Here is a 23,694-nt window from a genome sequence, read left to right as displayed (position 1 = left end):
TTTTAGATTTTAACGTAGAAAGATCCTATCCTCCTTATCTTTCCCTCCATTTCGAAATTGGACAGTAGTGAGAATAACTCCCCGTCATCTATACCAGAGAATTCTCTTATTTCCTCAAACGTCCGGGGAACGTTCAGAAAATCAAGTATGGGAGATCCATCCTCTTCTCCTCCAAATATCTCTTCAGGATCCTTGAAAAGCTCCGCCTTACCTTCCTTCAAAAGCTTGTAACATCCCTCCCAGTTGGGAGACCTTCCCATACCTATGTGAACAAAAATTCTCTTGCCGTAGGATGAGGCGTAGTCCGCAGTTATAAGAGCTCCGCTTTTGGAGCCCGCCTCGGGAACTATCAAGAACTCAGAGAGAGAGGCGATGATTCTATTTCTCCGTGGGAAGGTGAACCTATCAGCCGGTTCGTTTGGAAAGAACTCTGAGAGTAGAAGCCCTGACTCTTCGAGTTTTCTAAAAAAGCTTCCCTTAGCTCTGAGAATTCCGAAACCCAAGACACAGACGGTATATCCTAAAAGCTCGAGAGTTCTGAAGTGTGCCCTCATGTCTATCCCTCTCGCCCCTCCCGAGACAGTCCCATATCCCCTCTCGACCGCCTTCCTGACGAGCTCATCCACCAAGGAGAAGCTGTAGGCGGCAGCCTTCCTCGTCCCTACTATTCCTACCAGGGGAAGATCCCTAAGCTCTCCTCTATAGAAGAGTACGGGCGGAGGATCCTCTATCCCCCTCAGTTTCTGGGGATAGTCCTCATCTTCCAGAGTAATAACGTTTATACCCTCCCGCTCTAAGGACTTTAAAATCGTATCAACCTTACTCTCCGATACACACTCCCTCCTCAGAATAAGGTCAGCTTTCTTTTCACCAACGATCTTCGATAAGGTATTCCTGTCCGCTTTTAAAATTTCCTCGGAGCTTCCCAGAGAGTTAAAGAGCTTTTTAAGGCTCTTTTCTCCCAGCCCCCTTATAGACTTTAAAACAATCCAACGATAGATTTTATCCATGGCTAATCTATATCATAGGGCAAACCCTTGTTTTCATATAAGGATTCCCTTATATTGTTTATACAACCGTCCGTGAGGAGGCAGGAGAATGTATTATGTCGCTCAGGTCATAAGGGATGAGTGTTCAAAGTACAACTGTAAGCAGTGTACCCTCTTCTGTCCAGAACCCAACACTCTCATGTACACCGACGAAGGTCATCATGCCTACGTTATGACGGAAAGATGCAAAGGATGTGCTCTCTGTGTCTATGTTTGTTCCAACCTTCTGAAGAGAGATTCTATAGAGATGGTATATGCAGAGAACAGGGACGTTGCAGGAGTTAGATAAAAGCAGGAGGTAGGTTATGGCAAAGTTAGGACCTTCGGGATACTCTCCCTATCCCGTTGCTATGTACGAAGGCTTGCTTACACCTCCACCGGGCAAGGCTCTCATGTTCAACGAGATAGTAGACGAAGAGATCGCCATGAGGGAGGCGGCGAAGGCTATGCTCACGAGAGAGAACCCCACCATATTCCCCGGACCTCAGGTTCTCTACGCCTGGAACGAGGAAGCTAAGGAGAAGGCAAAGCTCGTCAAGAAGATAGCGGAAACCCTCGGAGCGAAGATAATACCCATGTACGACTACAGACCCAAGTATCCCAAGATAGATCCCGAGAAGGAAATAAACCCCAATCACCCGAACCTGACCATCTGGCACAACAACATAAAAGCTTGCATCTTCGTAGGAGTCCACTGCCACTACGCCAACGTTGCTCTGAAGATAATAAGGGCTGAGACGGATTGCTTCACGATAGCCCTTTGCGGAAACGCCGGGCACGAGGATGCGATGATAACCCTCAGGGACCAACACGTTGAGGAGCTCGAGAAGTTCATAAGAGTTGCCGAAGAGGTGAAGAGGGAGCTGGGCAAGTGATGGCTACCCTCACAAAGAGGTGGACCTACGAGGACTATTTCAAACTTGAAGACGATAAGAGATATGAAATAATAAAGGGAGAACTCATTGAAATGCCGGCGTTTTCCACATCGCACCAGAGTATAGTCAAGAGGTTATTAAAGTTAATGGACGACTTTGTAGAGGAGCAAAAAACAGGTGAAGTTTTCGTCTCCCCCGTCGACGTCATCCTCTCGGAAGAGAACGTAGTTCAACCCGATCTCGTTTTCGTATCTAAAGAGAACTCCAAGATCATCAAGGATAGAGGCATATTCGGCGCTCCCGACTTAGTGGTTGAGGTTATATCTCCGTCAACTTTAAAGAAGGATACGGAGGATAAGAAAAAACTATACGCGGAATTCGGAGTTAAGGAACTCTGGCTCATATTTCCCGGAGAGAAGGTGGTGGAGGTGTTTTCTCTCGGTGAAGAAGACTATAAAGTTTGCTCCTTCGGATACGAGAAAGGTGAAGTTAGATCATGTATTTTAAAGAACTTTAGGGTAGATTTAGAAAAGCTCTTTAAGGAGGTGTGGTGATGCAGAAAACGGAGCAGGTTCAATACAATAGAGCGGGTCAGAGGGTAGTTTCTCCGGATTATCTTCTCTTTGAAGCTCCGAGAGAGAAGCAGTTCATGACAGGTTCGGAGGTAGTTAAGGAGGCTGTTAAACGTGCTTCCGTTGACGCCTCTGTCTCATACCCCATCACGCCCCAGTCCGAGGCAGCCCACCTCATAGGTGAGCTCTGGGTAGAAGGATACGTCGGAGTTTACTTCAGAGGAGAATCGGAGTTCGGTGTTATGTCCGAGGTTGCGGGTTGTTCCATGGCAGGAGCGAGAACGATAACCACCACCTCCGGACCCGGAACCCTCAGAGCCATGGAGAACTTCCCCATGTGGGCAGGATCCCGCCTTCCCATACAGCTCGTTTTGATGGCAAGGGGTGTGAACTCTCCTCTAACGATTCAGCCGGATAACCTTGAAGTTTCTTTCCTCTTGGATACGGGTTGTATGATATGGCATGCCGAAACCGCTCAGGAACTCTTTGATATGATCCTCGCCGGTTTTGTTGTTGCCGAACAGCCCGACGTCCACGTTCCCGTAATAACCGTGATAGACGGCTTCTTTATATCCCACACGAGGGAGGCGGTCATGCTTCCTCCGGATGACATAGCTCTTCCGCCCTACAACCCCTACAAAGCTCCCATGCCGCCCATAGACATGGAGATGTCCCCCGGAAGGTTCTTGAGAGACCCCTACGTCATGAAGTCCAACTACATATCCTACGCGGCTCACACCAGTTGGCAGTTTGAGGTTAGAGCGGCGATAGAGAGGTCAAGACCTTACGCCAAGCACTACCTCAGGGGTCTGATAGAGGAGTTCGGAGATCCCGAGGGCGAAATAGTCTTCGTAGCCTCCGGAACGGCCGCAGCCCAAGCCAAGGAGGCGACCCAGATGCTAATCCACGACGAAGGGGTGAAGGCGAGGGTTGTAAGGCTCAAGACCATAAGGCCCTTCCCCGCTCAGGAATTGATCGAGGCTGTAAAGGGTGCGAAGTACATCTTCGTTCCCGAGTTCAACGTCATAGGCTGGCTCGAAAGAGAGGTGAGAAGGGTCCTTTACGGAAACACCGACGTTCCGGTCATAGGATCCCCGAGGGTCGCGGGCGGTATGACCATGCCTCCTGAGTTTATAGTTAAGGAAGTTCTTCAATTCCTTGGAAAGGAGGTGAAGCATGTCGTTTAAGGTGTTCAAGATAAACGAGGACTTGAAGGAGTTTATGCCTGAGGAGATCATCGATCTCGAGGAGAAGGCCACCTGGGGCAACCCCAAGAGGGGCGTTATGGATCTTCCCTACGCCAAGGAGCTTATAGAGGAGCACTCCCTCTGCGCAGGATGCCCCGAATCCGCCGCTTTCAGATATATACTTGCCTCCCTTCCCAATCCGGAGGAAACCATAATCGTTAATTCGACCGGATGCACCTCTCTCGTCTTTCCCCATATAGCGCTCCACACGGTTCACTCCCTATTTGGAAACCAGAACGCGATAGCCTCTGGAATTAAGAGAACCTTAGAGTGGAGGTTCCCGGACAAGGTTAAGGATGTAATTGTCCTTGCGGGAGATGGAGCTACGGTCGATATAGGTCTCGACTGCACCCTTCAGTCCTTCTTCAGACAGGAGAAGATAACCACAATATGCTTTGACAACGAGGTCTACGCCAACACGGGAGGACAGGAGAGCGGTATGACCGTGAAGGGCCACGTCTTCAAGATGGCTCCCAAGGGTAAGCAGTGGGAGAAGGTTCCCATGTGGCAGCTCGCGATAGACGCAGGATGCCACTACGTCGCAAGGCTCACCGTCTCCTCTCCCAAAAAGGTTGAAAAGGTTATAAAGCAGGCGATCTACGTTGCGAGGGAGGTAGGACCCACCTACGTCCACCTCTACACACCCTGCATACTGGAGATAGGACTCAACTCCGACGACGGTCTCGAGGAGATGAGGAGGACCGACAAGGAGAGGTTCAAGTTCTTCGAATACATGACTGACGAAGCCAAGGAGGTCATCCAGAGGAAGAAAGAGGAGGGTCTGATATGAGCCAGGTGAAGAGGAGAAGGATAAACGTAAGGATGCCCGCTATAGGTGGTCAGGGAGCGGTTACCGCCGCCCACATAATGGCTACCGCCGCCGATCATGCGGGATACTACGCCGTCTCTAACCCCTTCTTTGGAGCCGAGAAGAGGATGGCTCCCGCTGAGAGCTACGTGAGGATCGGGATAGAACCCATATACGACAGAGGAGAGGTAGTCTATCCCGATGTGATAATGGTTTTCCACTCTCAAGTCATAACCATGGGGAAGTCCTACACGATGCCCTTCTACTCCGGAATAAAGAAGGACGGACTGATAATAATAAACACCGAGGAGGACTTACTTACCGACAGGGACAAGAAGTTTTTAGAGTCTTTGAATGTTAAAGTCTTTAACTTCCCTGCAACCAAGTTTGCTCTGGAAATAGCGGGAACTGAACTTGCAACGAACATGGCTATGCTTGGAGCTTTCTTCGGTGCCACCCAGATAGTTGGACTCGACTCCATAGAGGAAGGAATAAAGGCGAGGTTCCTTAAGAAGTTCGTCGCTTCGGGAGGAACGATGTCCCTTGACTCCGCTATAGAGAGGAAGTTCAAGAAGAAACTCGAGCTTATAGAGAAGAACATCAATACCGCAAAGGCAGCCTACGAGGTGGCTCAGGAGTGGGCTAAGGATCAGGGTATAGAGGTCTGGCTGCCGAAGCCTTCGGAGATAGCCGCTCTCCAGAGGTAACCTCCCTACCACTGGGAGGTTATCTTCGCCTTCTTGTTTATAAACTTGTCCACGGCAAGGGCTGCTTTACATCCGTCCGCCGCTGCGATAACCGCCTGCTTTATGTTTGTGCAGAGGACATCACCTGCGGCGAACACGCCGGGAACCGAGGTCATCATCTCCTCGTTCACGACTATACAGTCTCCTTCCGTCATCTCCACCTGACCCATGAGGAAATCCACTGAGGGTTTAGTTCCTCCCAAGAATATAAAAACTCCGTTCACCTCCAAGAGCTTCTCCTCCTGCTTTGCCACGTCCTTGAGCTTCAAACCCTTAACGAGCTGATCCCCGACTATCTCTAAGACCCTGTGTCTGGTGAGTATTTCCACGTTCTCCAACTTCTCAAACTCCTCTATCACTTCGGGAGGAGCCTTTATCTTGCTTCCGGGAACGACGAAGAAGACCTTGCTTGCGAACCTCGCTATGAACTCCGCCTCCTCTATCCCGTAGTCGTCCTCCCCTATGACGGCAACCGGCTGATCCTTGAAGAAAGCTGCATCGCAAACACCGCAGTAGGACACACCTCTTCCTAAGAACTCCTCTTCCCCTTTGAACTTGTTAGCCCTCTCCATGGCTCCAGAAGCCACTATTATCGCCTTTCCCCTGAACTCCCTGCCGTCTATGGTAAAGACCTTCTTTATCTCGTCGGAGAGCTCGGTGGCTATGACCTTCCCTCTAACGAACTGGGCTCCGAAGCTCTTAGCTTGCTCCCTCATTATCTTCAGGAGATCGTATCCCGACACAGGTCCGGGAACTCCGGGGTAGTTCTCTATCTGCTGGGTTACCCCGAGGGCTCCGTCCGCCTCCGCCCTGTAGAGGACGATTGTTTTGAGTCCCGCCCGTGCCGTGTATATGGCGGCTGTGGAGCCGGCGGGACCGGCTCCTATGATGATCACATCGTAGATCTCTTCAGGTTGATAGTTGAGACCGAAGCCTATACCCATCTACTTCCTCCACAATAATTTTAACCCACTCGCTCAGGCGCCGTTCCTGTGCCAGATCATTTCAGAGCCTCGTGAACCTTACCCACTATCTCCTCGGAAGGCTTGAGTGTCTTCTTCCCGGGCTCCCATCTGGCTGGGCAGGCTTCGTCGGGATGACTCATGAGGTAGACGTTAGCCTTCATCTTCCTAACGAGTTCCTCGGCATTTCTTCCCACGTTGTAGAAGTTTATCTCCGAACCAACGAGGACTCCGTCAGGGTTGATTATGAACGTACCCCTCAGAGCGAGTCCTGTATCTTCATCGTACACCCCGAACATCCTCGATATTCTTCCGGTGGGATCTGCCCCCATAGGATACCTGACCTTCTCCAACAGCTTTTCAGTTTGCTGCCACGCAAGGTGAACGTACTTGGTGTCCGTCGAAACCGATATCACCTCCGCTCCGAGATCAACGAGCTCTTTGTAATGCTCGGCAAGATCTGCAAGCTCGGTGGGACATACAAAGGTAAAGTCCGCCGGATAGAAGAAGAGTATGAGCCACTTCCTCTCTCTCATAAAATCTTCCAGGGATACCTTCCCAAAGGTTCCAGTTTTGGGATCGTAGATCTCGATCTCGAAGTTGGGCACTTTCCTTCCTACCTTAACCTGTTCCATCTCTTCACCTCCTTTCGATCTTATTGAGAAATTTTATCATTTAAAACAAATTGTCAATATGATCGTCATCATCGAAGTAGTGTGTCGGGCGATATGAGGGTGTCCCTCCTGAAGACCTCTCTCTCGTAAGGGAAGTCTGATCTGAAGTGAACACCCCTGCTCTCCCTCCTCGCCAGGGCACCCTCTACAGTGGCAAGGGCAACGAGTAGGAGATCGCAGAGCTGTCTATTCTTAACCGTCGGTTTGAAACCTTTTCCCCTCGAGATCCACCTCTCTAAGGTGTGCTTTGCCTTCAGCAGATCCACTCCGTTCCTTTCAAGTCCTACCCTCTCCCACATGAGCTTCCTCAGATCTTCAAAGGTGAAGTTGGGCTCCTCCTTAGACGTTCTCGAATTTCTGATCTTAGCCTTGCTCGGTTTCAGATATCTCACGTCCAGGTAGACCCTGTAAGCGGTTCTGTAACCGAAAACTACACCTTCGAGAAGGGAGTTGGAGGCGAGCCTGTTAGCTCCATGAACACCCGTACAGGCACATTCACCCACGGCGTAGAGACCCGTAAAGCTCGTCCTGCCGAAGCTGTCCACCTCGAGACCCCCTATGTAGTAGTGGGCTGCCGGAACAACGGGGACAGGATCCCTGTGAGGGTCTATCCCCTTATCTCTCAGGAAACCGAGGATTGTGGGAAACCTTTCCTCTAAGTTTATCCCCCTTTCGAGTACAGGTCTCATATCGAGAAAGACCTCCCCTCCCCTCTTGAGGATGTTGTATATGGCACGGGCAACCACGTCCCGGGGTTGTAGCTCATCGACGAACCTCCTTCCTCTCTCGTCCACGAGGTGTGCTCCCTCTCCACGAACCGCTTCCGATATGAGTACGTTCGTCCCCTTGAGGACCGTCGGATGAAACTGAACGAACTCAGGATTCCTAATACCAACACCGGCTCTGAGGGCTATTCCTATCCCGTCACCTCTCACCTTAGAGGGGTTGGAGGTGTAGAGAAACATAGAGGCTGCACCGCCGGTGGCTAAGACGAGAGCCCTCGTCCTGATAAGTTTCAAATTATCCCCATCCCAGTAAATAACTCCCGTTAAGTGATCCTCCCCAAGGATCTCCTGGAGCTCCCCCTGAATTATCGGTATATTCAGGTCTCTCACCTTCGCCAAGAGCTTGGTGTATATCTCCCTCCCCGTGTAATCCTTGACCTTCAGGACCCTTGGAAAGGAGTGTCCACCTTCGGTAGTTGTATGGTATATCTCTCCCTTCCTGTCGAAGTTAACCCCCCATCTCTCAAGATCGACTATCCTGAGGACTCCGTCGTTTACGAGGATCTCAACCGCCCTCTCATCGTTCAGATACCTTCCAGCTCTCAAGGTGTCTAAGAAATGGACGTAGGGGCTGTCCTCTGGATGAACCGCTGCGGCTATCCCCCCTTGAGAGTAGTAGGTGTTCCCTACACCCCTTGTGAGCAAAATGGGAGCAAGACCGAGTTCCTTAAGGACAAGGGCACAGGTGAGTCCTCCTATACCGCTCCCGCATACGATTACCTGAGCCTCCTCTTCGGGAAGCGAGGAGGTGTCAAAATCCAGAAAGTATCTCATTCTTAGAGATTCTCAGTATAACCTCAGTCAGTCTGTCGGGATCGTGCCTCACAAAACTGCCCTGCTCGCCTATAAGATCCTCCGCAAAGACAGATATATCCTCCTTAGCTATCTTACCCACGTCAGGAACTACAGGCTCCTGTCCTTGCTCCACGTACCTGCGGAGAACATCGTTGGGAGGCATCCTCGTGTTTACTATGGCGGCGTTAACCCTCTCTATACCGGAAAACCTCAGGAAGGTCATGAGGTGATCGTAGGCTGTAAATTCGTCAGTCTCGCCGGGCTGGGTCATAGCGTTGACTATAAATATCTTTAGCGCAGAACTTCTTTTAACTGACTCCCTTATATCCTTTATCAGAAAGTTGGGGATTATACTTGTAAATAGGCTGCCAGGACCTATCAGTATAACGTCAGCGGTTTCTATCGCCGCTATTGCCTCTATCGGAGCCTTTGCATCCTTAGGCTCTATCCATATCTCCTCAATTCTCACATTACCTTTTTTTCCGTACTCTGTTATCTCCTCCTCACCATGGACAACCTCCCCATCGCTGAAGCGAGCCACGAGATGAACGTCTTCAACTGTAGAAGGTATTATCTCCCCTTTGGTTCTCAGGATCTGGGAGGTGAGCTTTACAGCCTCAAGGAAGTTTCCTGTTATATCCGTAAGGGCAGTGAGAAATAGGTTCCCGAAGGCGTGTCCTTCGAGTTCTCCCCCCTTGAACCTGTACTGAAACAGCTTCTGCATGATCTCTTCACTTTCGGAAAGGGCAACTATACAGTTCCTTATGTCTCCAGGAGCCGGTATCTGGTATATCTTCCTGATTCTCCCAGTGCTTCCTCCGCTATCAGCAACGGTAACTATGGCGGTGAGCTCCTTTATACTACCACCCACCTCCTTTTTAAGACCCCTTAAAAGGGTCGAAAGCCCCGTTCCCCCACCAATCGCAACCACTCTCATACCCTAACCTCCTCTCTCTTTATATCGGCCGTTCTCCCAATAGTGAGAGTTCCACATCCCCCTATTTTATCCCTCCTAAAGCGCGTGGACAGGGTAACCCTGATTCCTAAGGATCTCAAGAAGAGGAAGGTGTTCTCATACTCCTCTGGACTGACAGGCATAAATCTGCCCGTATCGTTGTAATTGAGTAGCGTTACACCAACGCCAAGTCTAAGGGCAACACCGGCTAACCTTTTCAGATCCTCCTTACTATCGTTCACTCCCTTTAGGAGGAGGTAAGCGAGACTTATCTTGTTCCTTTTCCTCTTTGTAAGCCTGGAAAGTTTCTCCTCAAGGAATTTAAGAAGACTGTCCATATCCCCGGAGTGGGGCAAGAGAACTTTTCTTTTGAGTGGATCGAGAGAGTGGATTGAAACGGTTACTCCAGAATGAGGAAGATCGAGGAGTTCATCGAGGTTTTTAAGGGGAAATCCGGTGGTATAAAAGGAAACCTTTAGCCCCTGAGATTTAAAGTGCCAGAAGGCCTCCTTCACGTTCCTCCAGTTTGCCAAAGGTTCTCCTATCCCAGCCACAGCTATCCTCTTAACGGGTAGCTCCTCTTTTACTATGCCGTACTGCCCTACGATCTCATGAACTTTTAAGTTCCTTATAAGCCCATGACTTCCAGAAGCACAGAAGGTACACCTTACATGACAGCCCACCTGTGTAGATATACATAGGGTATCCCCCCTATAATGCACACTTTCGATTAGGTAGCCGTCCTCTAATTCAAAGATGAAAAGTTTATTTAAAGCACTCTTAACTGTGCGTAGTAGCTTCATACACCGATTCCTCTGATAATCTTCTACAACAGCCTCCGCAAGCCCGACAGTGCTCCAAGGCAACTTCGTAGCCCTTCGGGAGCATATCGTACATGTTTACTTCTTTCTTCCTATCCTCGAACTCAACAACAACAACACCTCTTAGAGGATCAACTTCTAAAAGCTTACCCACCTTACCGTCCATACATATTTCGGTTCCCTTTTCAGGGAAAAGGTTTTTGATCAGGTAGTTCTCCTTCTCAAAGGACATACAGCAAACGAGCCTGCCGCAAGGTCCCGTAAACTTCGATGGTGAGAGGGGCAGATTCTGCTCCTCTATATCCTTAAGGGATATGGAGTCGAACTTTTCCATAAACTTTATACAGCAGGGAACCTCCCCACAGAGTCCTATCCACCCGAGTATCTGAACCGCATCCCTCACTCCCACCTGTCTCATCTCGATTCTTTTCTTGAAAACCCTTGCCAGATCCCTTACGAGACGGCGGAAATCCACTCTCTCTTCGGCGGTGTAGTAAAAGAAGATCTTCTTTGAGTTCAGAGGAACGTAAGCTTTGAGCAGGTGCATCTGGAGCCCTTGCTCCTTTATCTTCTCCTTACAAGTGTTGAAAGCCTTTTTACTCTCCTCCTGATTCCTCTTGAACCTATTTATATCCTTCTCCGTCGCTTTCCTGACGAAGCGGAATCTTATTCCAGATGGGCTGTCCTCCTTAGAGCTTCCGAGGACCCTGACCACGTCCTCGCCCTTATCCTCAGCCTCTATAACCACGACTTCATCTCTTACAAGCTCCTCATCGCAACCGTCAAGAACACCGACCTTATTTGTGTCAAAGCTTCGAACCTTTATGTAATTCATGAGTTCTCACCTCCACAGGGTGCGCAAAGATACGAGTGCAAGGCTAAGCTTTATACCTCTGTCTATACCGTTCCTAATCTCTCCGAGCCTGCCCATGACAACCTCAAATCTATCATAATCCAATCTACCCTCGAGAAAAGACTTCCTCGCTCTCTCCTCTAAAAGATAGACGAGAATCTCCTTTTTCTCAAGCCTTTCCGCCTCTTCTACGGCTTTATAAACTTTTTTTGGATCTCCGCTTAAAAGGTCCTCCACGAGATTAAAAACCCTATCTTCCTTCTTAAGATCTCTTGCGCGGCTTACACTGCCTCCAGAGAGTTCGTAAAGCTCTCTATTTTCCTCTCCCAGAAGTTCGTAGAACGTCTCTCTGTCTAAAGGAGAAAACTCTACCTGATATGTCCTTGACAGGACTGTAGGAAGCAGGTTTTCCTTACCCTGAGCCACTAAGAAGAAGTGTGTATCTTCAGGGGGCTCCTCAAGAACCTTCAGCAGTGCGTTTGCCGATTCCTTAGTCATCTTGTGGACGTTGTCCATGAGGACAACCTTTTTCTTAGAAAGGGCCGGTCTCTTATTTACGAACTCCTTCACGCCTCTGACCTGGTCTATCTTTAAGCTACTTCCCGAAGGAGGGACAAAGATAAAATCTGGATGCTCTCCCAAGAGGTAGAGAAAGCTCCTTTTACCTCCCTCTTCTTCGTAAACCGATATTTCCTCCCACTCTTCGTTTAAGATCTTCCTTTCCGTGTGCTCGAAGTGGATACAGGAGGGGCACTCACCGCACCCCCACACCTCTCTTTTAAGACAGAGTACGCCCTTAGAGAACTCCAGGGCACAGGTCGTTTTCCCTACACCGGCAGGTCCATAGAATAAAAAGGAGTTTGGGAGCCTACCGCTCGAATGTAATGTTTCTAAGAACTTTTTAACCCTCTCCTGATCTTTGAGGCGCATAGGATAAATTTAATCCTTAAAGAACCACCTGTTTGACGAAGAGTATCTCCGGTATGCTCCTCAGATCCTCTAAGGCATGTTCGGGAACGTGGTCGTCGAGATTGAGGATACCGAGAGCTATTCCTCCCTTCTTCTCCCTTCCGAGTCTGAAGCCCGCTATGTTCACTCCCGCACTTCCCAAGACGGAGCCTATCTTACCTATAACTCCCGGAACGTCCTTGTTCTCGAAGACAAGGAGTATACCCTCCGGCTCCACGTCCACCCTGTATCTGTCGATCTGCACTATCCTCAGAAGCGATCCCTCCAGAACCGTTCCTGCAACTACCTTCTCGGAGCCATCTGATCTGACGACCACCTTTATGTAGTGTTTAAAGTCAGGAGTCTCCTCGGAGGATAGTTCTTCCACCTTTATCCCCCTATCCTTGGCGACGTAGGTAGCGTTTATTATGTTCACGGGGAAATCTACAACCTCCTCTAAAATTCCCTTCAGAACCGCGGCGGATATAGGATGGAAGTGCTCCGATATGTCTCCCCTGACCTCTATGTGTACCTCTCTTATTCCCTCTTCAGACCACTGAACCATAAACCTCCCCATCTTCTCCGCGAGGTCGAGGTGAGGCTTTATGAGAGTTAGAACGGATAGATCGGGGAAGGGAGCGTTTACGACGTACTCTACGGTCTGTCCTTTGAGAGCCTTTAGAACCTGCTGAGCTACTATGACCGCAACGTTCTCCTGAGACTCGTAGGTGTTAGCTCCTATATGGGGTGTGAGGGAAACGTTCTCAAACCTTCTCAGTTTATCTACAAATTCAGGAGGGGGTGGTTCCTTAGAGTAAACGTCTAAAGCTACACCCTTAACTTTACCGCTCTCGAGGTTCCTTAGAAGCGCCTCCTCGTTGATTATTCCTCCCCTCGCGCAGTTGACTATGTATATCCCCTCCTTCATTATCTCGAACTCCTTCTCGCTTATCATGTTCCTTGTCTCATGGGTTAGGGGAGCGTGGATCGTCAGAACGTCTATCTCTTTCAGCATATCGTGGAGGTTATCGACGAGCTTCACACCGAGTTTGTCCGCCTTCTCCCTCGGTATGTAGGGATCGTACGCCATAACTTTCATACCGAAGGCTTTAGCTCTGATCGCCACCTGTGATCCTATGTTTCCAAGCCCTATAATCCCTAAGGTTTTCCCGTAAAGCTCCTCTCCCATAAACCTCTTCCTGTCCCATCTGTGTTCGAGCATGGACTCGTGAGCCCTGTGTCCGTTTCTCAGGATCGTGAGCATGTGCATCATCGTGAGTTCAGTAGCTCCTATGGTGTTCGCTCCCGGGGTGTTCACTACGAGGATACCCCTCCTCGTCGCCTCCTCTATATCCACGTTATCAACGCCTACTCCTGCCCTGCCTACTACTTTAAGCTTTGTGGCTCTGTCGAGGAGTTCCTTGGTTACGGGAGTTCTGCTCCTCGTTATTATGCAGTCGAAGTCCTTAACTACCTCTAAAAGCTCTTCGTAGGATATCTCCGGCTCGTTATAAACCTCTACGTCCGGCTCTCTCTGGAGAAGCTCTATACCCTTCGGAGCTATCGGATCCGTTATGAGTACCTTGTACAATTCCCTTTCCTCCGTGGGATTTAGGAAAACTATTATAAAGCAGGAGTGTGTTGAGAACCACGCTCAGGGATGAGAGAGCCATCATCAAACCGGCTATCTCTGGCTTCAGAACTATTCCGTAGGAATAGAGTGCGCCTGCCGCAACAGGGATGCCTATAACGTTGTAGATGAAAGCCCAGCCGAGGTTCTGAAAGATCTTCCTGCGGACCCTTCTTCCAAGCCTCAAGGTCAGGGGGAGCTTCCCTATGCCCGAGAGTAAAACCACATCGCCCACCTGCTTTGTTATATCCACACCTTGGGGAACGGCGAAGGAAACGTCAGCCTGAGCTAATGCAGGAGCGTCATTCACCCCATCCCCCACCATACCGACTGTCTTCCCTTCCTTCTGTAGTTTTTCTACGAACTCCCTCTTCCCTTCCGGACTGACCTCAGCCACGAACTCGTCAAAGCCGAGATCCCGAGCCATCCTCTCCACGTTTTCCTTCCTATCTCCGGAGAGTAAGACGGTTCTGATACCGAGCTCCTTAACCTTCTTTACCGTCTCCTTTGCTTCCTGTCTCAGTATGTCTCTTAGGTAGAATCTCGCGAGAGTTTTCTCTCCCTTCTTCAAGGAAATCACCTTCGCTCCGTTCTTTGAAGTTTCCTCCCCTATAAAGTAATCACCGCACAGAACACCTTTGCCGATTATCTCCCTGCAGTCGGTCAGCGGTATCTCCTTCGCTCCGCTTCTCCTCGCAAATTCCCTTATAGCGACGGCGATAGGGTGATTGGATCTTGCCTCTAAGGAGTAAGCCAAATCTATTGCCCCGTTCTCGTAGAGCTCGTGCTTTATAACCTTGAACTTTCCCTCCGTGATCGTTCCGGTCTTGTCAAAGATGAGAACGTCGAGCTTGGGTATGCCTTCGAGGATCGAAGGTTTCTTTACGAGTATTCCGTTCTTAAGAGCCATGGAGAGTCCAACCGTTACCGCTAAAGGTGTGGCTATGCCAAGAGCACAGGGACAGGATATGACGAGAACGGCGAGGGAGAACTGGACAGCCCTCTGGAGGTCTCCGCTTTTCCAGAACCACAGGAGAAAGGTGAGAACTGCGACAGCCACGACGAACTGAACGAAGTAGTGAGAGACCTTGTCGGCCACTCTCTGAACCTTCGGTTTGTCTGAGAGAGCTCTTTCCACGAGGGAGCTCACCTTTGAGAGGTAAGAACTTTCGTAGGTAGCCTCAGCCCTTATCTTTAGATAGCCTTCCTCAACGATGGAACCGCTTATAACTCTGTCTCCCACCTTTTTAGGCTTAGCCTCCGGTTCTCCTGTCAAAACAGCTTCCGAAACGTAACCCTCCCCTTCCACGATAACGCCATCGAGGGGGATCATGTCTCCTGTCCTGCAGAGGAAGACCTCTCCTTTAAAGATCTCCCTCACGTTCTTCCTAATCTCCCTTCCATTTTCAAAAACCGTAACCTCGGAGTTCTGAACGGAAAGGAGCCTCTTGAGCAGTGAAGTTGCCCTCTCCTTAGCTTTTTCCTCTATAAACCTTCCACCCCTGACGAAGGTGATCAGAAAGGCGTTGGTCTCGAAGAAGGGATACCCCCCAAGTATTCCGAGGAAAGAGAAGAGACTGTAAAGGTAAGCTCCCGACGTCCCGAGAGCTACGAGAACATCCATACCCGCTACTCCGTTCCTGAGAGAGTTGTAGGCTCCCACGTAGAACTTCCACCCCCCAACTATCTGGACGAAGGTCGAGAGGAGAAGTTGAAAGGCCATTCCGTAGGGAACCTGATAGAACATCAACAGAGTTATGAGTAGAGAAGAGAGAGCGGACAACAAGAGTATATATAGATCCCTACGGCGGTCGATATCCTCTACTACCCTGTATCCGAGATCCTCTATGGTTCTTACTATCTCCTCCTCAGAGATCTTCCTCTCATCGAAGGATACCTTGACTCTTCCGAGCTCGAAGGATACCTCGACTCCCTTCACCCCTTCCTTCTTCTTCAAGGCTATCTCTATGGTTCTCGCACAGTTCACGCAGGACATTCCCTCAACCTTAAAGGTGCGCTTCATGGACTTTAGCTTATTCTTACGAGCCTGTTAAAACAAGTCTTTAATTTCACGTTAATAGTTTCATGATCTCCTCGTCCATTCCCTCCCTGTTATTCCTCGTAAGCTCTATCAGAACCGCTCCGGGCAGTTTCCTGAGCTCCCTCACGAGCGGATGGACGTCCCTTATAGGAAGGGTCGCCACCATGGTTACGGTAGGATCGTGGGCGAGTTCCCTCACAATATCCCCGAACCTCTTCGAGAAGAGCTCCATCTTCCCTATCTCGTCTATTACCAGTACCTTATCCTTTTCGTATCTTTCTAAGAGAGGAATCACCACGTCCTCGAACCTCTTCACGTTCACTCCGTAAGATCCCACGAGGTGCTTGGATGTAAAGGTCTTGCTCGCAAAGAGAACCTCCCTGCCTTCGGTGGTAACGACCTTAAAGCCGGTCCTCCTTTTCGTCTTCCTGTCTCTCACCTCCTCCGTCCAGAAGCCGTAGGCCTTATCCCCGAGTTTCTGAACTATCTTCTTGATAAGTGTTGTCTTCCCAACTCCCGGCTCTCCGGTTATAAAGATCTTCATGGGTCCTCCTTTATCCTTTTGAAGGCTTCCACTACCTGCTCCCTCGTTCTCTCCAGATCCATAGAGTTGTCTATCACGTAGTCCGCATACTTCACCTTCTCCTCTATGTCCATCTGGTTCCTCCATCTCCTCTCGAAGTCCTCCTCGGAAAAGCCCCTCTTCAGAGCCCTCTCCTTACATACCTCGTAGGGAGCGTAAACGACAACGGTCTTATCGTAATTTTTGTAGGTTCCCTTCTCTATAAGTAAACTCGCCTCGACGATAACAACGCTGTCCTCAGGAAGTGAACGGTAGAAACTTTCGAGCTCTTCGTAGAGGGCTCTGTGGGTTATCTCCTCGAGCTTCCTCAGCTTTTCCCTGTCGTTGAAGACGATATCAGCCAGCTTCTTCCTGTCTATGTTTCCCTCAGAATCTAATATCTCCTCTCCGAACTCCTCGAGAACTTTACTGTAAATAGGATGTCCCTTCCTGTAAAAGGATCTTATAACCTCGTCCGCATCGATCACCTTTGCACCGAGCTCCTCAAAGATCTTGGCAACGGTGGACTTCCCACAGCCTATGTTTCCCGTAAGAGCTATCTTCTTCATCGCTTTTACTATAATAATCCCATGCTCATCGCCGTTCCTCTCACGGATAAGGACTTTAAAGAAAGGGTAAAAGAAGCTAAGGAAAAAGGTGCAGATATAGTGGAACTCAGGGTCGATCAGTTTTCAAAGACAGATCCCGACTACGTTCTCGACCTTCTTCGGACGGCTAAGGAGGAGGGACTCAGGACCATACTGACGGTCAGATCTCCCGAGGAAGGCGGGAGAGAGGTGGCGAACAGAAGGGAGATATTCGAAAAGGTAGCCCCCGAAAGTGACTACGCGGACGTAGAGCTGTCTTCGAGGGATCTGATAATTCCTGTCAGGAACGCAGTCTCTAAGGGTGGAGGGAACCTTATAGTTTCCTTTCACAACTTCGAGCTCACGCCCGCCAACTGGATAATAAGGGAGGTTCTGAGAGAGGAACACAGGTACGGGGGTATCCCGAAGGTAGCGGTAAAAGCTAACTCCTACGAAGACGTGGCGAGGCTCCTCTGCGTTGGCAATCAGGAGAAGTACGAGAAGATACTTATAGCTATGGGAGAGATCGGTAGAATTTCGAGGCTCGCAGGCTTTGTCTTCGGCTCTGTGATAAGCTACGCCTCCCTCGGCGAGTCCTTAGCTCCCGGTCAGCTCCCTCTGGAGGAGATGGTAAAGCTGAGGGAACTCTTTTACAAATGAGGAGTAGATTAAATTGGCGGTGAAGTGGAGTAAAACGGGAGCCAAGATAGATCCGCTCTTCTGATAGGCGTATCCAAAGAGTAGGGAAGGGAAAAAGGTCAGGAGAGAGTTTAAGTTAGGGTAGTTTACCAGGTGAGCAAAGGAGAAAAGGAGAGAAGTTCTGAAGTTCCCGAATACATTTATGAGATACCCTCTGAAGAACACCTCCTCGGCTGTTGCAACACCGAGCTGATTAAGGATCCACGCAGGGCAGGAAAGATCGGGCGGGAAGATAAGCAATAAAGGGAATAGAAAGGATCCGTAGAGAAGACCTTTGCGATAATTCCTGAAGCCGATCCTATCGTCAGGGAGAAAAAACATCGGTAGCAACATGTAAAGGAAGGGAAGGAAATCCAGAACAGGGTGAAGCTTCCCTAAGAAAAGAAGTAAGATAAGACCGGCATAAATCAGAAGTCCTCGACGCATCTCTCTATATTCCAGTAGTGTTTCAGGGGTCCCCTACCCTTCCCTACGCTCAGGCTGTTCTCTATCGCCCCCTGAATGTAATCCTTAGCCCTCTTTATAGCTTCGTAGAAGTCGCTTCCCTTTGCGAGGAAGGCGGTTATTGCAGCGGAGAGGGTGCATCCAGTCCCGTGGGTGTTTTTAGTTTTAACCCTGTCACCAACAAAGTAGTGGAACTCCTCACCTCCAGTGTAGAGAACGTCTATCGCCTTGCTACCCTCCATATGCCCACCCTTTATAAGTACAGCCCTCGGTCCCATCTCCAATATCTTCTTTGCACAGAGTTCCACATCCCTCAACTTCTTAATCTCTTCGCCGCATAGTGCTTGTGCCTCATCTATGTTCGGAGTTACAAGGAGAGCCAAGGGGAAGAGTTCCTTAACCATAGCCCGCACACCCTCGTCCTTCAGGAGGGAAAACTCGTTCTTGGATCTTATCACCGTATCCACGACGAGCTTATCTATCCTGAAGTCCTTTATCGCTCTGGCAACGCTCAGGACTATCTCGGTGTTCGAGAGCATTCCTGTCTTTGCAGCGTCCACACCTATGTCCTCACAGACTACCTTTATCTGATCGTAAACAAGGCCGGGGGGAAGATCCTTCGTGTAGAGAACCCCTTCGGTGTTCTGGACGGTGATGGAGGTTATGGCGCTCATCCCGTAAACGCCGAGAGCAGTGAAGGTTTTTAAATCCGCTTGAACTCCGGCTCCACCACTGGGATCGGAACCGGCGATTGTAAGAGCCCTCGGGACCATGAGATTAAATATACTCAGAAGAAACCGCCTATCACGAAGTGGATCCTCGACGGTGAAGTGTCTCCGGGAACCTTCTTGGTCTTCCAAGCCCAGTCGAGCCTTATGGGAGCCATAGGTGTTATTAACCTTACTCCTATACCATAGCCTCCCCTCCAGTTCTTGGGATCAAAGTCCTTCCACTCATCGGCTCCAAGACCTGTATCGAAGAAAGCGCCCAGATAGAGCATCTGATGGAGCTTGTAGTTGAGTTCAAAGTTCAGGATTAACTCTTTGGTTGACCCTATCGGATCGTTGTTCTGATCCACAACACCGGCCATACCGTAGTCGTATCCTCTTATGGTAAAGTCCCCTCCCACAAAGAACCTCTCATCAAGAGGAACCTCCTCGCCCCCGTAAGGTTCAACAAAGCCAACGGTTCCTTTAGTACTTAAGACGAGACCTGTATCGAAAAACGTATCTTTAAAGAACTTAGAACCTGTAAGCACAACTTTGTGAAACTTCTCCGTTCCTCCTAAAACAGGAACGGCCACCGTATAGCTTGCGTTAACGTAGGACCCTTCCGTTGGGAACAGGAAGAAGTCCCTCGTGTCCCGAGATATAGAAAAGGTAAGTTTCCTTGAGTCCCTCCTGCCTTCCTGCTCTTTTATAAAGGAAGAGGCGTTTTCATCTATATCAGAGTACTTTATCCTCTGAACAGAGACTCCTACTGCCCATCTCCAGTACTCCCAGAACTCTCGGGAGAAGGTGACGCTGATACCCTGTCTCTCAACGGTGTAAGTCGTGTACTTTGTTCTCCTGTCAAAGATGGACCAGGTCAGATCCACTGGCTTTTCGAGGAACCACTTGTCTGTGTAAGATAATGAGTTGTCCTTATACTGGGAACCATAGCTAACGGAAAGACCCACGATATCTCCTGTTCCACGGAAGTTGCCCTTCTTAAGCGAAACAAAGGCGGAGAGTTTCGTCACCTCGTTGTAGGAAAGCCCTACTGAGAACTGACCAGTGAACCTCTCCCTGATCTTCACGAGTAAATCCCACTTATTCTTCTCTACAGGGAAAGGCTGGATTTGAACGTCTTCGTAATATCCTAAGTTCAGTATTCTGCTCCGCGATCTCTTGAGCCCCTTCTTTATAGCAAGCTCCTGCTCTTGAACTCTCATTTCCCTCCTTATCACGTAGTCCCTCGTCTCGTAGTTTCCCTTCACCTTGACCTTTCTCACGTAGACGGGCTTGCCTTCATGAATCTTTAAAAGGACAGATACGGTCTTCTTTTCGACATCGACATCCTTTTTTTCCTCTACCGTAACGTTGGCAAAGCCTATTTCAGAGTAGAGGTCTTTTATGTTCTCTTTGAGTCTCTCGATTACCTCCACCCTGTAGTATCCACCTTTCTTACTGTTCTTCTTTAGTATGTTACCCACAAGTTCGGAGTAGGCGTAGAGAGTGTTTCCTTCTATTCTCAGCTCTTTTAGCTTGTATCTCGGCCCCTCTTCTATAAAAACGTAAATGTCGTGCCTGCCTCCTTCCCTTTCTACCTTGTAATCAACCTTTACCTCAAAGAAGCCCTCTCCCTTGTAAAACTCCTTAATGTTTTCTATATCCTCCTTCAGAATTTCCTCACTGAAGGGAGGTTTCAACCTGAATATGAAGATGTTCCTATCCTGCGTCTGCATTAGATCCTCTAACTTCCCCGAGGAGAAGGTCTTGTTGCCTTTGAAGATGATGTGCCTTACGTACTTCTGCTCTCCTTCCCTTATATGGAACACGAGCTTTGAAGCTCCCTTTTTGGGAACGATCTCGGGAACGACCTCCACGTCAGGGTATCCCTCTTCCCTGTAGATTTCTTTTATCCTCTTAGCCAAGAAGTCTATCTCCTTCTGAGAGAGAACCCTTCCGAGCTTTATCCTCCTCTGGATCTCCACCCGCTCCTCTATCGCCGGGCTCGAGGTATAGCCGGTGATAAGTTCGTCAACGTCTATCTTCCCTACCTCCGTCTCCACACCCAGCTTGTCCGCAAGGTCCTCGTCATCGAGCTCTTTGTTCCCCCTGAACTCTATCTTGTAGATAACGGGCAGATCTTCCACAACGAAGAGGAGCCTCACCTTTCCGTCCTCTTCGAACTTGTGAGCCTCTATCCTTTTAAAGAACCCCGTTCTGAAGAGTCTCTTTATGTCCTCTCTTACCCTCTCTATAGAGAACTGGGATCCTTCCTTTGTCGTGATAATCTCCTTTATAAGATCTTCGGGAACGTACTTATTTCCCCTCACCTCTACTTTACTGACTATCTGGGCAAGGGATAGTCCTACGGTCACAAAGAGAGAGAGCAGCAAGATTGTTATACTCTTTGCCACGGAAAACGTATTATATCAGAAGGGAGGGAGAGACTCCCCTTTCAACTGGACTCCTTGAGGAGAGCCTCCTCTAACTTCTCTTTCTTCTTGACCGGTTTTATGTAAGGTTTGTTGTTCCTTACTCTTATCTCCACGAGCTCAACGTCCTTAAGAGTTCCCTTAATGAGCTCCTCAGCAAGGAGATCCTCCACATGCTTCTGGAGGGCGCGCTTGAGACTCCTTGCACCGAACTCGGGCTTGTACTCCTTGTCTATTATCCAATCGACGAAGCTCTTATGGAGCTTGACCTTTATATCCCACTCTTCGAGCTTTTCGTTCACTTCCTTCACCTGTAGGTCGAGTATCTTTTCCACATCCTTCTTCTCGAGCGGTCTGTAAACGATGATCTCATCGAGCCTGTTGAGGAACTCGGGGTTGAACGTCCTCTTGACCTGATCCATCACGTTCTTTCTCATCTGCTCGAAGTCGATCATACCGAACTTCTTCTCAAATCCCATAGTTCCGCCTTGAACTATCATCCTCGCACCAAGGTTAGAGGTCATGATGATGATCGTGTTGGAGAAGTCTATGGTTCTTCCCAGTCCGTCGGTGAGCCTTCCGTCGTCGAAGATCTGGAGGAAGACGTTGAAGACGTCGGGATGAGCCTTCTCTATCTCATCAAAGAGCAGAACGGAGTAAGGTCTTCTGCGAACCTTCTCGGTGAGCTGTCCTCCCTCTTCGTATCCCACGTATCCGGGAGGTGCACCTATGAGTCTGGAAACCGTGTGCTTCTCCATGTATTCGGACATGTCGAACCTGATCAGCGCTTCCTCCGTTCCAAAGAGATATTCGGCTAAGGCTTTTGCCGTTTCCGTCTTACCCACACCGGTGGGTCCGAGGAAGAGGAAAACGCCTATCGGTCTATGCTTACCTTTGAGTCCTACCCTCGACCTTCTTATAGCCTTCGCCACTGCTTTTATAGCCTCGTCTTGACCAACCACGCGTTTCTTGAGCTCTTCCTCTATATGGAGTAGCTTTTCCATGTCGCTCTCGTGAACCCTTCTGACCGGTATTCCCGTCCACCTCGCCACGACCTCGGCGACGTCCTCGGCTGTAACCTTGGGTCTGTCTTTCTCCATCTCCTGCTTCCACTTGGTCTTGAGGTTCTCGAACTTAGCTCTCAGCCTCAGCTCCTCGTCCCTTATCCTCGCCGCCTTCTCGTAGTCCTGTTCGTTAGCAGCCTCTTCCTTCTCCCTCTCGAGCTCCTTTATCTTCTCCTCGAGTTCTTTAAGTTCAGGAGGTAGATCCATTGCCTTGAGCTTAACTAAAGCTCCAGCCTCGTCCACCACGTCTATGGCTTTGTCGGGAAGGTTCCTGTCGGTTATGTACCTGACCGAGAGGGATACCGCCTTTTCGATAGCTTCGGGGGTGTACTCCACGCCGTGGAACTCCTCGAACTTCTTCTTGAGTCCGTAGAGGATCTGGATAGTGTCCTCCTCTGAAGGTGGATCCACCAGAACGGGCTGGAACCTCCTCTCTAAGGCTCCGTCCTTCTCTATGTACTTCCTGTATTCGTCCAAGGTGGTTGCACCGATAACCTGTATCTCTCCCCTCGCAAGGGCGGGCTTCAGCATGTTGGAGGCGTCTATCGAACCCTCCGCAGAACCGGCACCCACGAGGGTGTGAATCTCATCTATGAAGAGTATCACGTTAGGAGCCTTCTCCAGTTCTTTGAGGATGTTCTTGAGCCTCTCCTCGAACTGACCCCTGTACTTGGTCCCCGCCACAAGAGCAGCGAGATCGAGGGCAACCACCCTCTTGTTGAGCAAGGGTTCGGGGACCTCCTTGTTGGCGATCCTCTGGGCTAAGCCTTCCACTATAGCCGTCTTACCTACACCGGGATCTCCAAGGAGAACGGGGTTGTTCTTCCTCCTCCTCACGAGTATCTGGATAACCCTCTCTATCTCCCTCTCCCTTCCTATAACGGGGTCGAGCTTCCCTTCCCTCGCCATCTGGGTTAAATCCCTCGAGAACCTGTCTAAGTTGGGTGTAGGAGCGTACTTGACGCTCTCCTGAGGGGGAAGCTCTCCGAGTATCTGAAGGACCTCCCTTCTCACCGAGTACTCGTCGAGACCGAAGCCCCTGAGTATCCTTCCGCCGAGTCCCGTCTTCTCACGAACTATACCGATGAGAAGGTGTTCGGGACCGACGAACTGGTGGTGGAGTATCCTCGCTTCCTCAACGGCGAACTCTATCACCCTCTTGGCGTCGGGGGCGAAGAGGATCTCCCCGGTGTGGGATCCTCTGTTGATCTGCCCCATCACCGCCTTTCTAACTTTCTCAGGCGTAAGTCCAAACTTGGAGAGGACGAGGGTAGGGATATCTTCCTCTTTTATCAGAGCGAGCAGAATGTGTTCGCTTCCGAGATAGCTATGTCCTAAGTCTAAAGCCTCTTCCCTCGCCTGAAGTATTACCTGTCTTGCTCTTTCCGTAAACTTTTCAAACATGTCCTAACCTCACTTGAGTTTATAAGATAAC

The 23,694-nt window shown here is 49.6% G+C and carries 23 protein-coding genes; 7 read left to right on the top strand and 16 right to left on the bottom strand.

The window, feature by feature from the left end; all coding sequences use genetic code 11:
- Window positions 1-2: 2 nt before the first annotated feature.
- Window positions 3-1,010: a DNA-processing protein DprA gene (dprA, locus tag ACZ483_RS01270; RefSeq protein WP_464324361.1), complete on the bottom strand. Its 1,008-nt coding sequence runs from the start codon at window positions 1,008-1,010 to the stop codon at window positions 3-5.
- 88 nt (window positions 1,011-1,098) lie between these two features.
- Between dprA and ACZ483_RS01265 the strand changes: the two genes are divergently transcribed.
- The 6 genes from ACZ483_RS01265 to ACZ483_RS01240 are packed head-to-tail and all read left to right on the top strand — an operon-like array spanning window position 1,099 to window position 5,258.
- Window positions 1,099-1,338: a 4Fe-4S dicluster domain-containing protein gene (locus ACZ483_RS01265; RefSeq protein ID WP_121012496.1), complete on the top strand. Its 240-nt coding sequence runs from the start codon at window positions 1,099-1,101 to the stop codon at window positions 1,336-1,338.
- Between the two features lie 16 nt (window positions 1,339-1,354).
- Window positions 1,355-1,924: a carbon monoxide dehydrogenase beta subunit family protein gene (locus tag ACZ483_RS01260; RefSeq protein WP_464324360.1), complete on the top strand. Its 570-nt coding sequence runs from the start codon at window positions 1,355-1,357 to the stop codon at window positions 1,922-1,924.
- The gene (locus tag ACZ483_RS01255) at window positions 1,924-2,478 is read left to right on the top strand and encodes a Uma2 family endonuclease (protein WP_464324359.1); all 555 of its coding nucleotides are present in this window, start codon (window positions 1,924-1,926) and stop codon (window positions 2,476-2,478) included. The genes ACZ483_RS01260 and ACZ483_RS01255 overlap by 1 nt, the downstream gene beginning before the upstream one ends.
- The gene (locus ACZ483_RS01250) at window positions 2,478-3,683 is read left to right on the top strand and encodes a transketolase C-terminal domain-containing protein (RefSeq protein WP_464324358.1); all 1,206 of its coding nucleotides are present in this window, start codon (window positions 2,478-2,480) and stop codon (window positions 3,681-3,683) included. The genes ACZ483_RS01255 and ACZ483_RS01250 overlap by 1 nt, the downstream gene beginning before the upstream one ends.
- Window positions 3,673-4,533, top strand: coding sequence for a thiamine pyrophosphate-dependent enzyme (locus ACZ483_RS01245; protein ID WP_464324357.1), 861 nt, complete (start codon window positions 3,673-3,675; stop codon window positions 4,531-4,533). Before ACZ483_RS01250 ends, ACZ483_RS01245 begins: the two co-directional genes overlap by 11 nt.
- Window positions 4,530-5,258: a 2-oxoacid:acceptor oxidoreductase family protein gene (locus ACZ483_RS01240; protein WP_464324356.1), complete on the top strand. Its 729-nt coding sequence runs from the start codon at window positions 4,530-4,532 to the stop codon at window positions 5,256-5,258. The genes ACZ483_RS01245 and ACZ483_RS01240 overlap by 4 nt, the downstream gene beginning before the upstream one ends.
- 5 nt (window positions 5,259-5,263) lie before the next feature.
- Here ACZ483_RS01240 and trxB read toward each other — a convergent pair whose 3' ends face one another.
- The 11 genes from trxB to coaE all read right to left on the bottom strand — a co-directional run bounded on the left by trxB (window position 5,264) and on the right by coaE (window position 16,892).
- Window positions 5,264-6,241 carry a thioredoxin-disulfide reductase gene (gene trxB, locus ACZ483_RS01235; protein ID WP_464324355.1) on the bottom strand — a complete coding sequence of 326 codons (978 nt, stop codon included), beginning with the start codon at window positions 6,239-6,241 and terminating at the stop codon, window positions 5,264-5,266.
- Between the two features lie 56 nt (window positions 6,242-6,297).
- A complete protein-coding gene (locus ACZ483_RS01230; RefSeq protein WP_464324354.1) occupies window positions 6,298-6,894 on the bottom strand; it encodes a peroxiredoxin in 597 nt (198 codons plus the stop codon).
- Between the two features lie 68 nt (window positions 6,895-6,962).
- Window positions 6,963-8,492, bottom strand: a complete 1,530-nt coding sequence (nadB, locus tag ACZ483_RS01225) for an L-aspartate oxidase (protein WP_464324353.1) — start codon at window positions 8,490-8,492, stop codon at window positions 6,963-6,965.
- Window positions 8,470-9,450 (bottom strand): gluconeogenesis factor YvcK family protein, encoded by a 981-nt coding sequence (locus tag ACZ483_RS01220; protein ID WP_464324352.1) that lies wholly within the window; start codon window positions 9,448-9,450, stop codon window positions 8,470-8,472. The genes nadB and ACZ483_RS01220 overlap by 23 nt, the downstream gene beginning before the upstream one ends.
- Window positions 9,447-10,151 carry a radical SAM protein gene (locus ACZ483_RS01215; RefSeq protein WP_464324351.1) on the bottom strand — a complete coding sequence of 235 codons (705 nt, stop codon included), beginning with the start codon at window positions 10,149-10,151 and terminating at the stop codon, window positions 9,447-9,449. The genes ACZ483_RS01220 and ACZ483_RS01215 overlap by 4 nt, the downstream gene beginning before the upstream one ends.
- Window positions 10,152-10,248: 97 nt before the next feature.
- Window positions 10,249-11,124, bottom strand: a complete 876-nt coding sequence (locus ACZ483_RS01210) for a PSP1 domain-containing protein (RefSeq protein ID WP_464324350.1) — start codon at window positions 11,122-11,124, stop codon at window positions 10,249-10,251.
- A 6-nt stretch (window positions 11,125-11,130) separates the two neighbouring features.
- Window positions 11,131-12,072, bottom strand: a complete 942-nt coding sequence (locus tag ACZ483_RS01205) for a DNA polymerase III subunit (RefSeq protein WP_464324349.1) — start codon at window positions 12,070-12,072, stop codon at window positions 11,131-11,133.
- A 16-nt stretch (window positions 12,073-12,088) separates the two neighbouring features.
- A complete protein-coding gene (gene serA, locus ACZ483_RS01200) occupies window positions 12,089-13,681 on the bottom strand; it encodes a phosphoglycerate dehydrogenase (protein WP_464324348.1) in 1,593 nt (530 codons plus the stop codon).
- Window positions 13,599-15,743 (bottom strand): heavy metal translocating P-type ATPase, encoded by a 2,145-nt coding sequence (locus ACZ483_RS01195; protein ID WP_464324347.1) that lies wholly within the window; start codon window positions 15,741-15,743, stop codon window positions 13,599-13,601. The genes serA and ACZ483_RS01195 overlap by 83 nt, the downstream gene beginning before the upstream one ends.
- A 46-nt stretch (window positions 15,744-15,789) precedes the next feature.
- Window positions 15,790-16,305, bottom strand: coding sequence for an NTPase (locus ACZ483_RS01190; RefSeq protein WP_464324346.1), 516 nt, complete (start codon window positions 16,303-16,305; stop codon window positions 15,790-15,792).
- Complete coding sequence (coaE, locus tag ACZ483_RS01185; protein ID WP_464324345.1) at window positions 16,302-16,892, bottom strand: dephospho-CoA kinase; 591 nt, start codon at window positions 16,890-16,892, stop codon at window positions 16,302-16,304. The genes ACZ483_RS01190 and coaE overlap by 4 nt, the downstream gene beginning before the upstream one ends.
- A gap of 21 nt (window positions 16,893-16,913) precedes the next feature.
- Here coaE and aroD point away from each other — a divergent pair, with 21 nt between their 5' ends.
- A complete protein-coding gene (gene aroD / locus ACZ483_RS01180) occupies window positions 16,914-17,570 on the top strand; it encodes a type I 3-dehydroquinate dehydratase (protein WP_464324344.1) in 657 nt (218 codons plus the stop codon).
- Here aroD and ACZ483_RS01175 read toward each other — a convergent pair.
- Genes ACZ483_RS01175 through ACZ483_RS01160 form a run of 4 tightly spaced genes read right to left on the bottom strand, consistent with a single transcriptional unit; the run spans window position 17,508 to window position 23,663 of the window.
- Complete coding sequence (locus tag ACZ483_RS01175) at window positions 17,508-18,035, bottom strand: CPBP family glutamic-type intramembrane protease (RefSeq protein WP_464324343.1); 528 nt, start codon at window positions 18,033-18,035, stop codon at window positions 17,508-17,510. The two genes, aroD and ACZ483_RS01175, sit on opposite strands and share 63 nt — an antisense overlap.
- Complete coding sequence (gene thiD, locus ACZ483_RS01170; RefSeq protein ID WP_464324342.1) at window positions 18,017-18,826, bottom strand: bifunctional hydroxymethylpyrimidine kinase/phosphomethylpyrimidine kinase; 810 nt, start codon at window positions 18,824-18,826, stop codon at window positions 18,017-18,019. Before thiD ends, ACZ483_RS01175 begins: the two co-directional genes overlap by 19 nt.
- A gap of 14 nt (window positions 18,827-18,840) precedes the next feature.
- Window positions 18,841-21,177 (bottom strand): outer membrane protein assembly factor BamA, encoded by a 2,337-nt coding sequence (gene bamA, locus ACZ483_RS01165; RefSeq protein ID WP_464324341.1) that lies wholly within the window; start codon window positions 21,175-21,177, stop codon window positions 18,841-18,843.
- A 41-nt stretch (window positions 21,178-21,218) separates the two neighbouring features.
- Window positions 21,219-23,663 (bottom strand): ATP-dependent Clp protease ATP-binding subunit, encoded by a 2,445-nt coding sequence (locus ACZ483_RS01160; RefSeq protein ID WP_464324340.1) that lies wholly within the window; start codon window positions 23,661-23,663, stop codon window positions 21,219-21,221.
- Between the last annotated feature and the right edge of the window lie 31 nt (window positions 23,664-23,694).

It is taken from the genome of Hydrogenivirga okinawensis, assembly GCF_055385515.1.
The sequence above is the reverse complement of the archived record's forward strand: the minus strand, read 5'-3'. Positions and strand labels throughout refer to the sequence as shown.

Bases quoted from the DNA above. Each gene is read 5' to 3' on its own strand.
- dprA (WP_464324361.1), bottom strand. From the start codon at position 1,010: ATGGATAAAATCTATCGTTGGATTGTTTTAAAGTCTATAAGGGGGCTG.
- ACZ483_RS01265 (WP_121012496.1), top strand. From the start codon at position 1,099: ATGTATTATGTCGCTCAGGTCATAAGGGATGAGTGTTCAAAGTACAAC.
- ACZ483_RS01260 (WP_464324360.1), top strand. From the start codon at position 1,355: ATGGCAAAGTTAGGACCTTCGGGATACTCTCCCTATCCCGTTGCTATG.
- ACZ483_RS01255 (WP_464324359.1), top strand. From the start codon at position 1,924: ATGGCTACCCTCACAAAGAGGTGGACCTACGAGGACTATTTCAAACTT.
- ACZ483_RS01250 (WP_464324358.1), top strand. From the start codon at position 2,478: ATGCAGAAAACGGAGCAGGTTCAATACAATAGAGCGGGTCAGAGGGTA.
- ACZ483_RS01245 (WP_464324357.1), top strand. From the start codon at position 3,673: ATGTCGTTTAAGGTGTTCAAGATAAACGAGGACTTGAAGGAGTTTATG.
- ACZ483_RS01240 (WP_464324356.1), top strand. From the start codon at position 4,530: ATGAGCCAGGTGAAGAGGAGAAGGATAAACGTAAGGATGCCCGCTATA.
- trxB (WP_464324355.1), bottom strand. From the start codon at position 6,241: ATGGGTATAGGCTTCGGTCTCAACTATCAACCTGAAGAGATCTACGAT.
- ACZ483_RS01230 (WP_464324354.1), bottom strand. From the start codon at position 6,894: ATGGAACAGGTTAAGGTAGGAAGGAAAGTGCCCAACTTCGAGATCGAG.
- nadB (WP_464324353.1), bottom strand. From the start codon at position 8,492: ATGAGATACTTTCTGGATTTTGACACCTCCTCGCTTCCCGAAGAGGAG.
- ACZ483_RS01220 (WP_464324352.1), bottom strand. From the start codon at position 9,450: ATGAGAGTGGTTGCGATTGGTGGGGGAACGGGGCTTTCGACCCTTTTA.
- ACZ483_RS01210 (WP_464324350.1), bottom strand. From the start codon at position 11,124: ATGAATTACATAAAGGTTCGAAGCTTTGACACAAATAAGGTCGGTGTT.
- ACZ483_RS01205 (WP_464324349.1), bottom strand. From the start codon at position 12,072: ATGCGCCTCAAAGATCAGGAGAGGGTTAAAAAGTTCTTAGAAACATTA.
- ACZ483_RS01195 (WP_464324347.1), bottom strand. From the start codon at position 15,743: ATGAAGCGCACCTTTAAGGTTGAGGGAATGTCCTGCGTGAACTGTGCG.
- ACZ483_RS01190 (WP_464324346.1), bottom strand. From the start codon at position 16,305: ATGAAGATCTTTATAACCGGAGAGCCGGGAGTTGGGAAGACAACACTT.
- coaE (WP_464324345.1), bottom strand. From the start codon at position 16,892: ATGAAGAAGATAGCTCTTACGGGAAACATAGGCTGTGGGAAGTCCACC.
- aroD (WP_464324344.1), top strand. From the start codon at position 16,914: ATGCTCATCGCCGTTCCTCTCACGGATAAGGACTTTAAAGAAAGGGTA.
- ACZ483_RS01175 (WP_464324343.1), bottom strand. From the start codon at position 18,035: ATGCGTCGAGGACTTCTGATTTATGCCGGTCTTATCTTACTTCTTTTC.
- thiD (WP_464324342.1), bottom strand. From the start codon at position 18,826: ATGGTCCCGAGGGCTCTTACAATCGCCGGTTCCGATCCCAGTGGTGGA.
- ACZ483_RS01160 (WP_464324340.1), bottom strand. From the start codon at position 23,663: ATGTTTGAAAAGTTTACGGAAAGAGCAAGACAGGTAATACTTCAGGCG.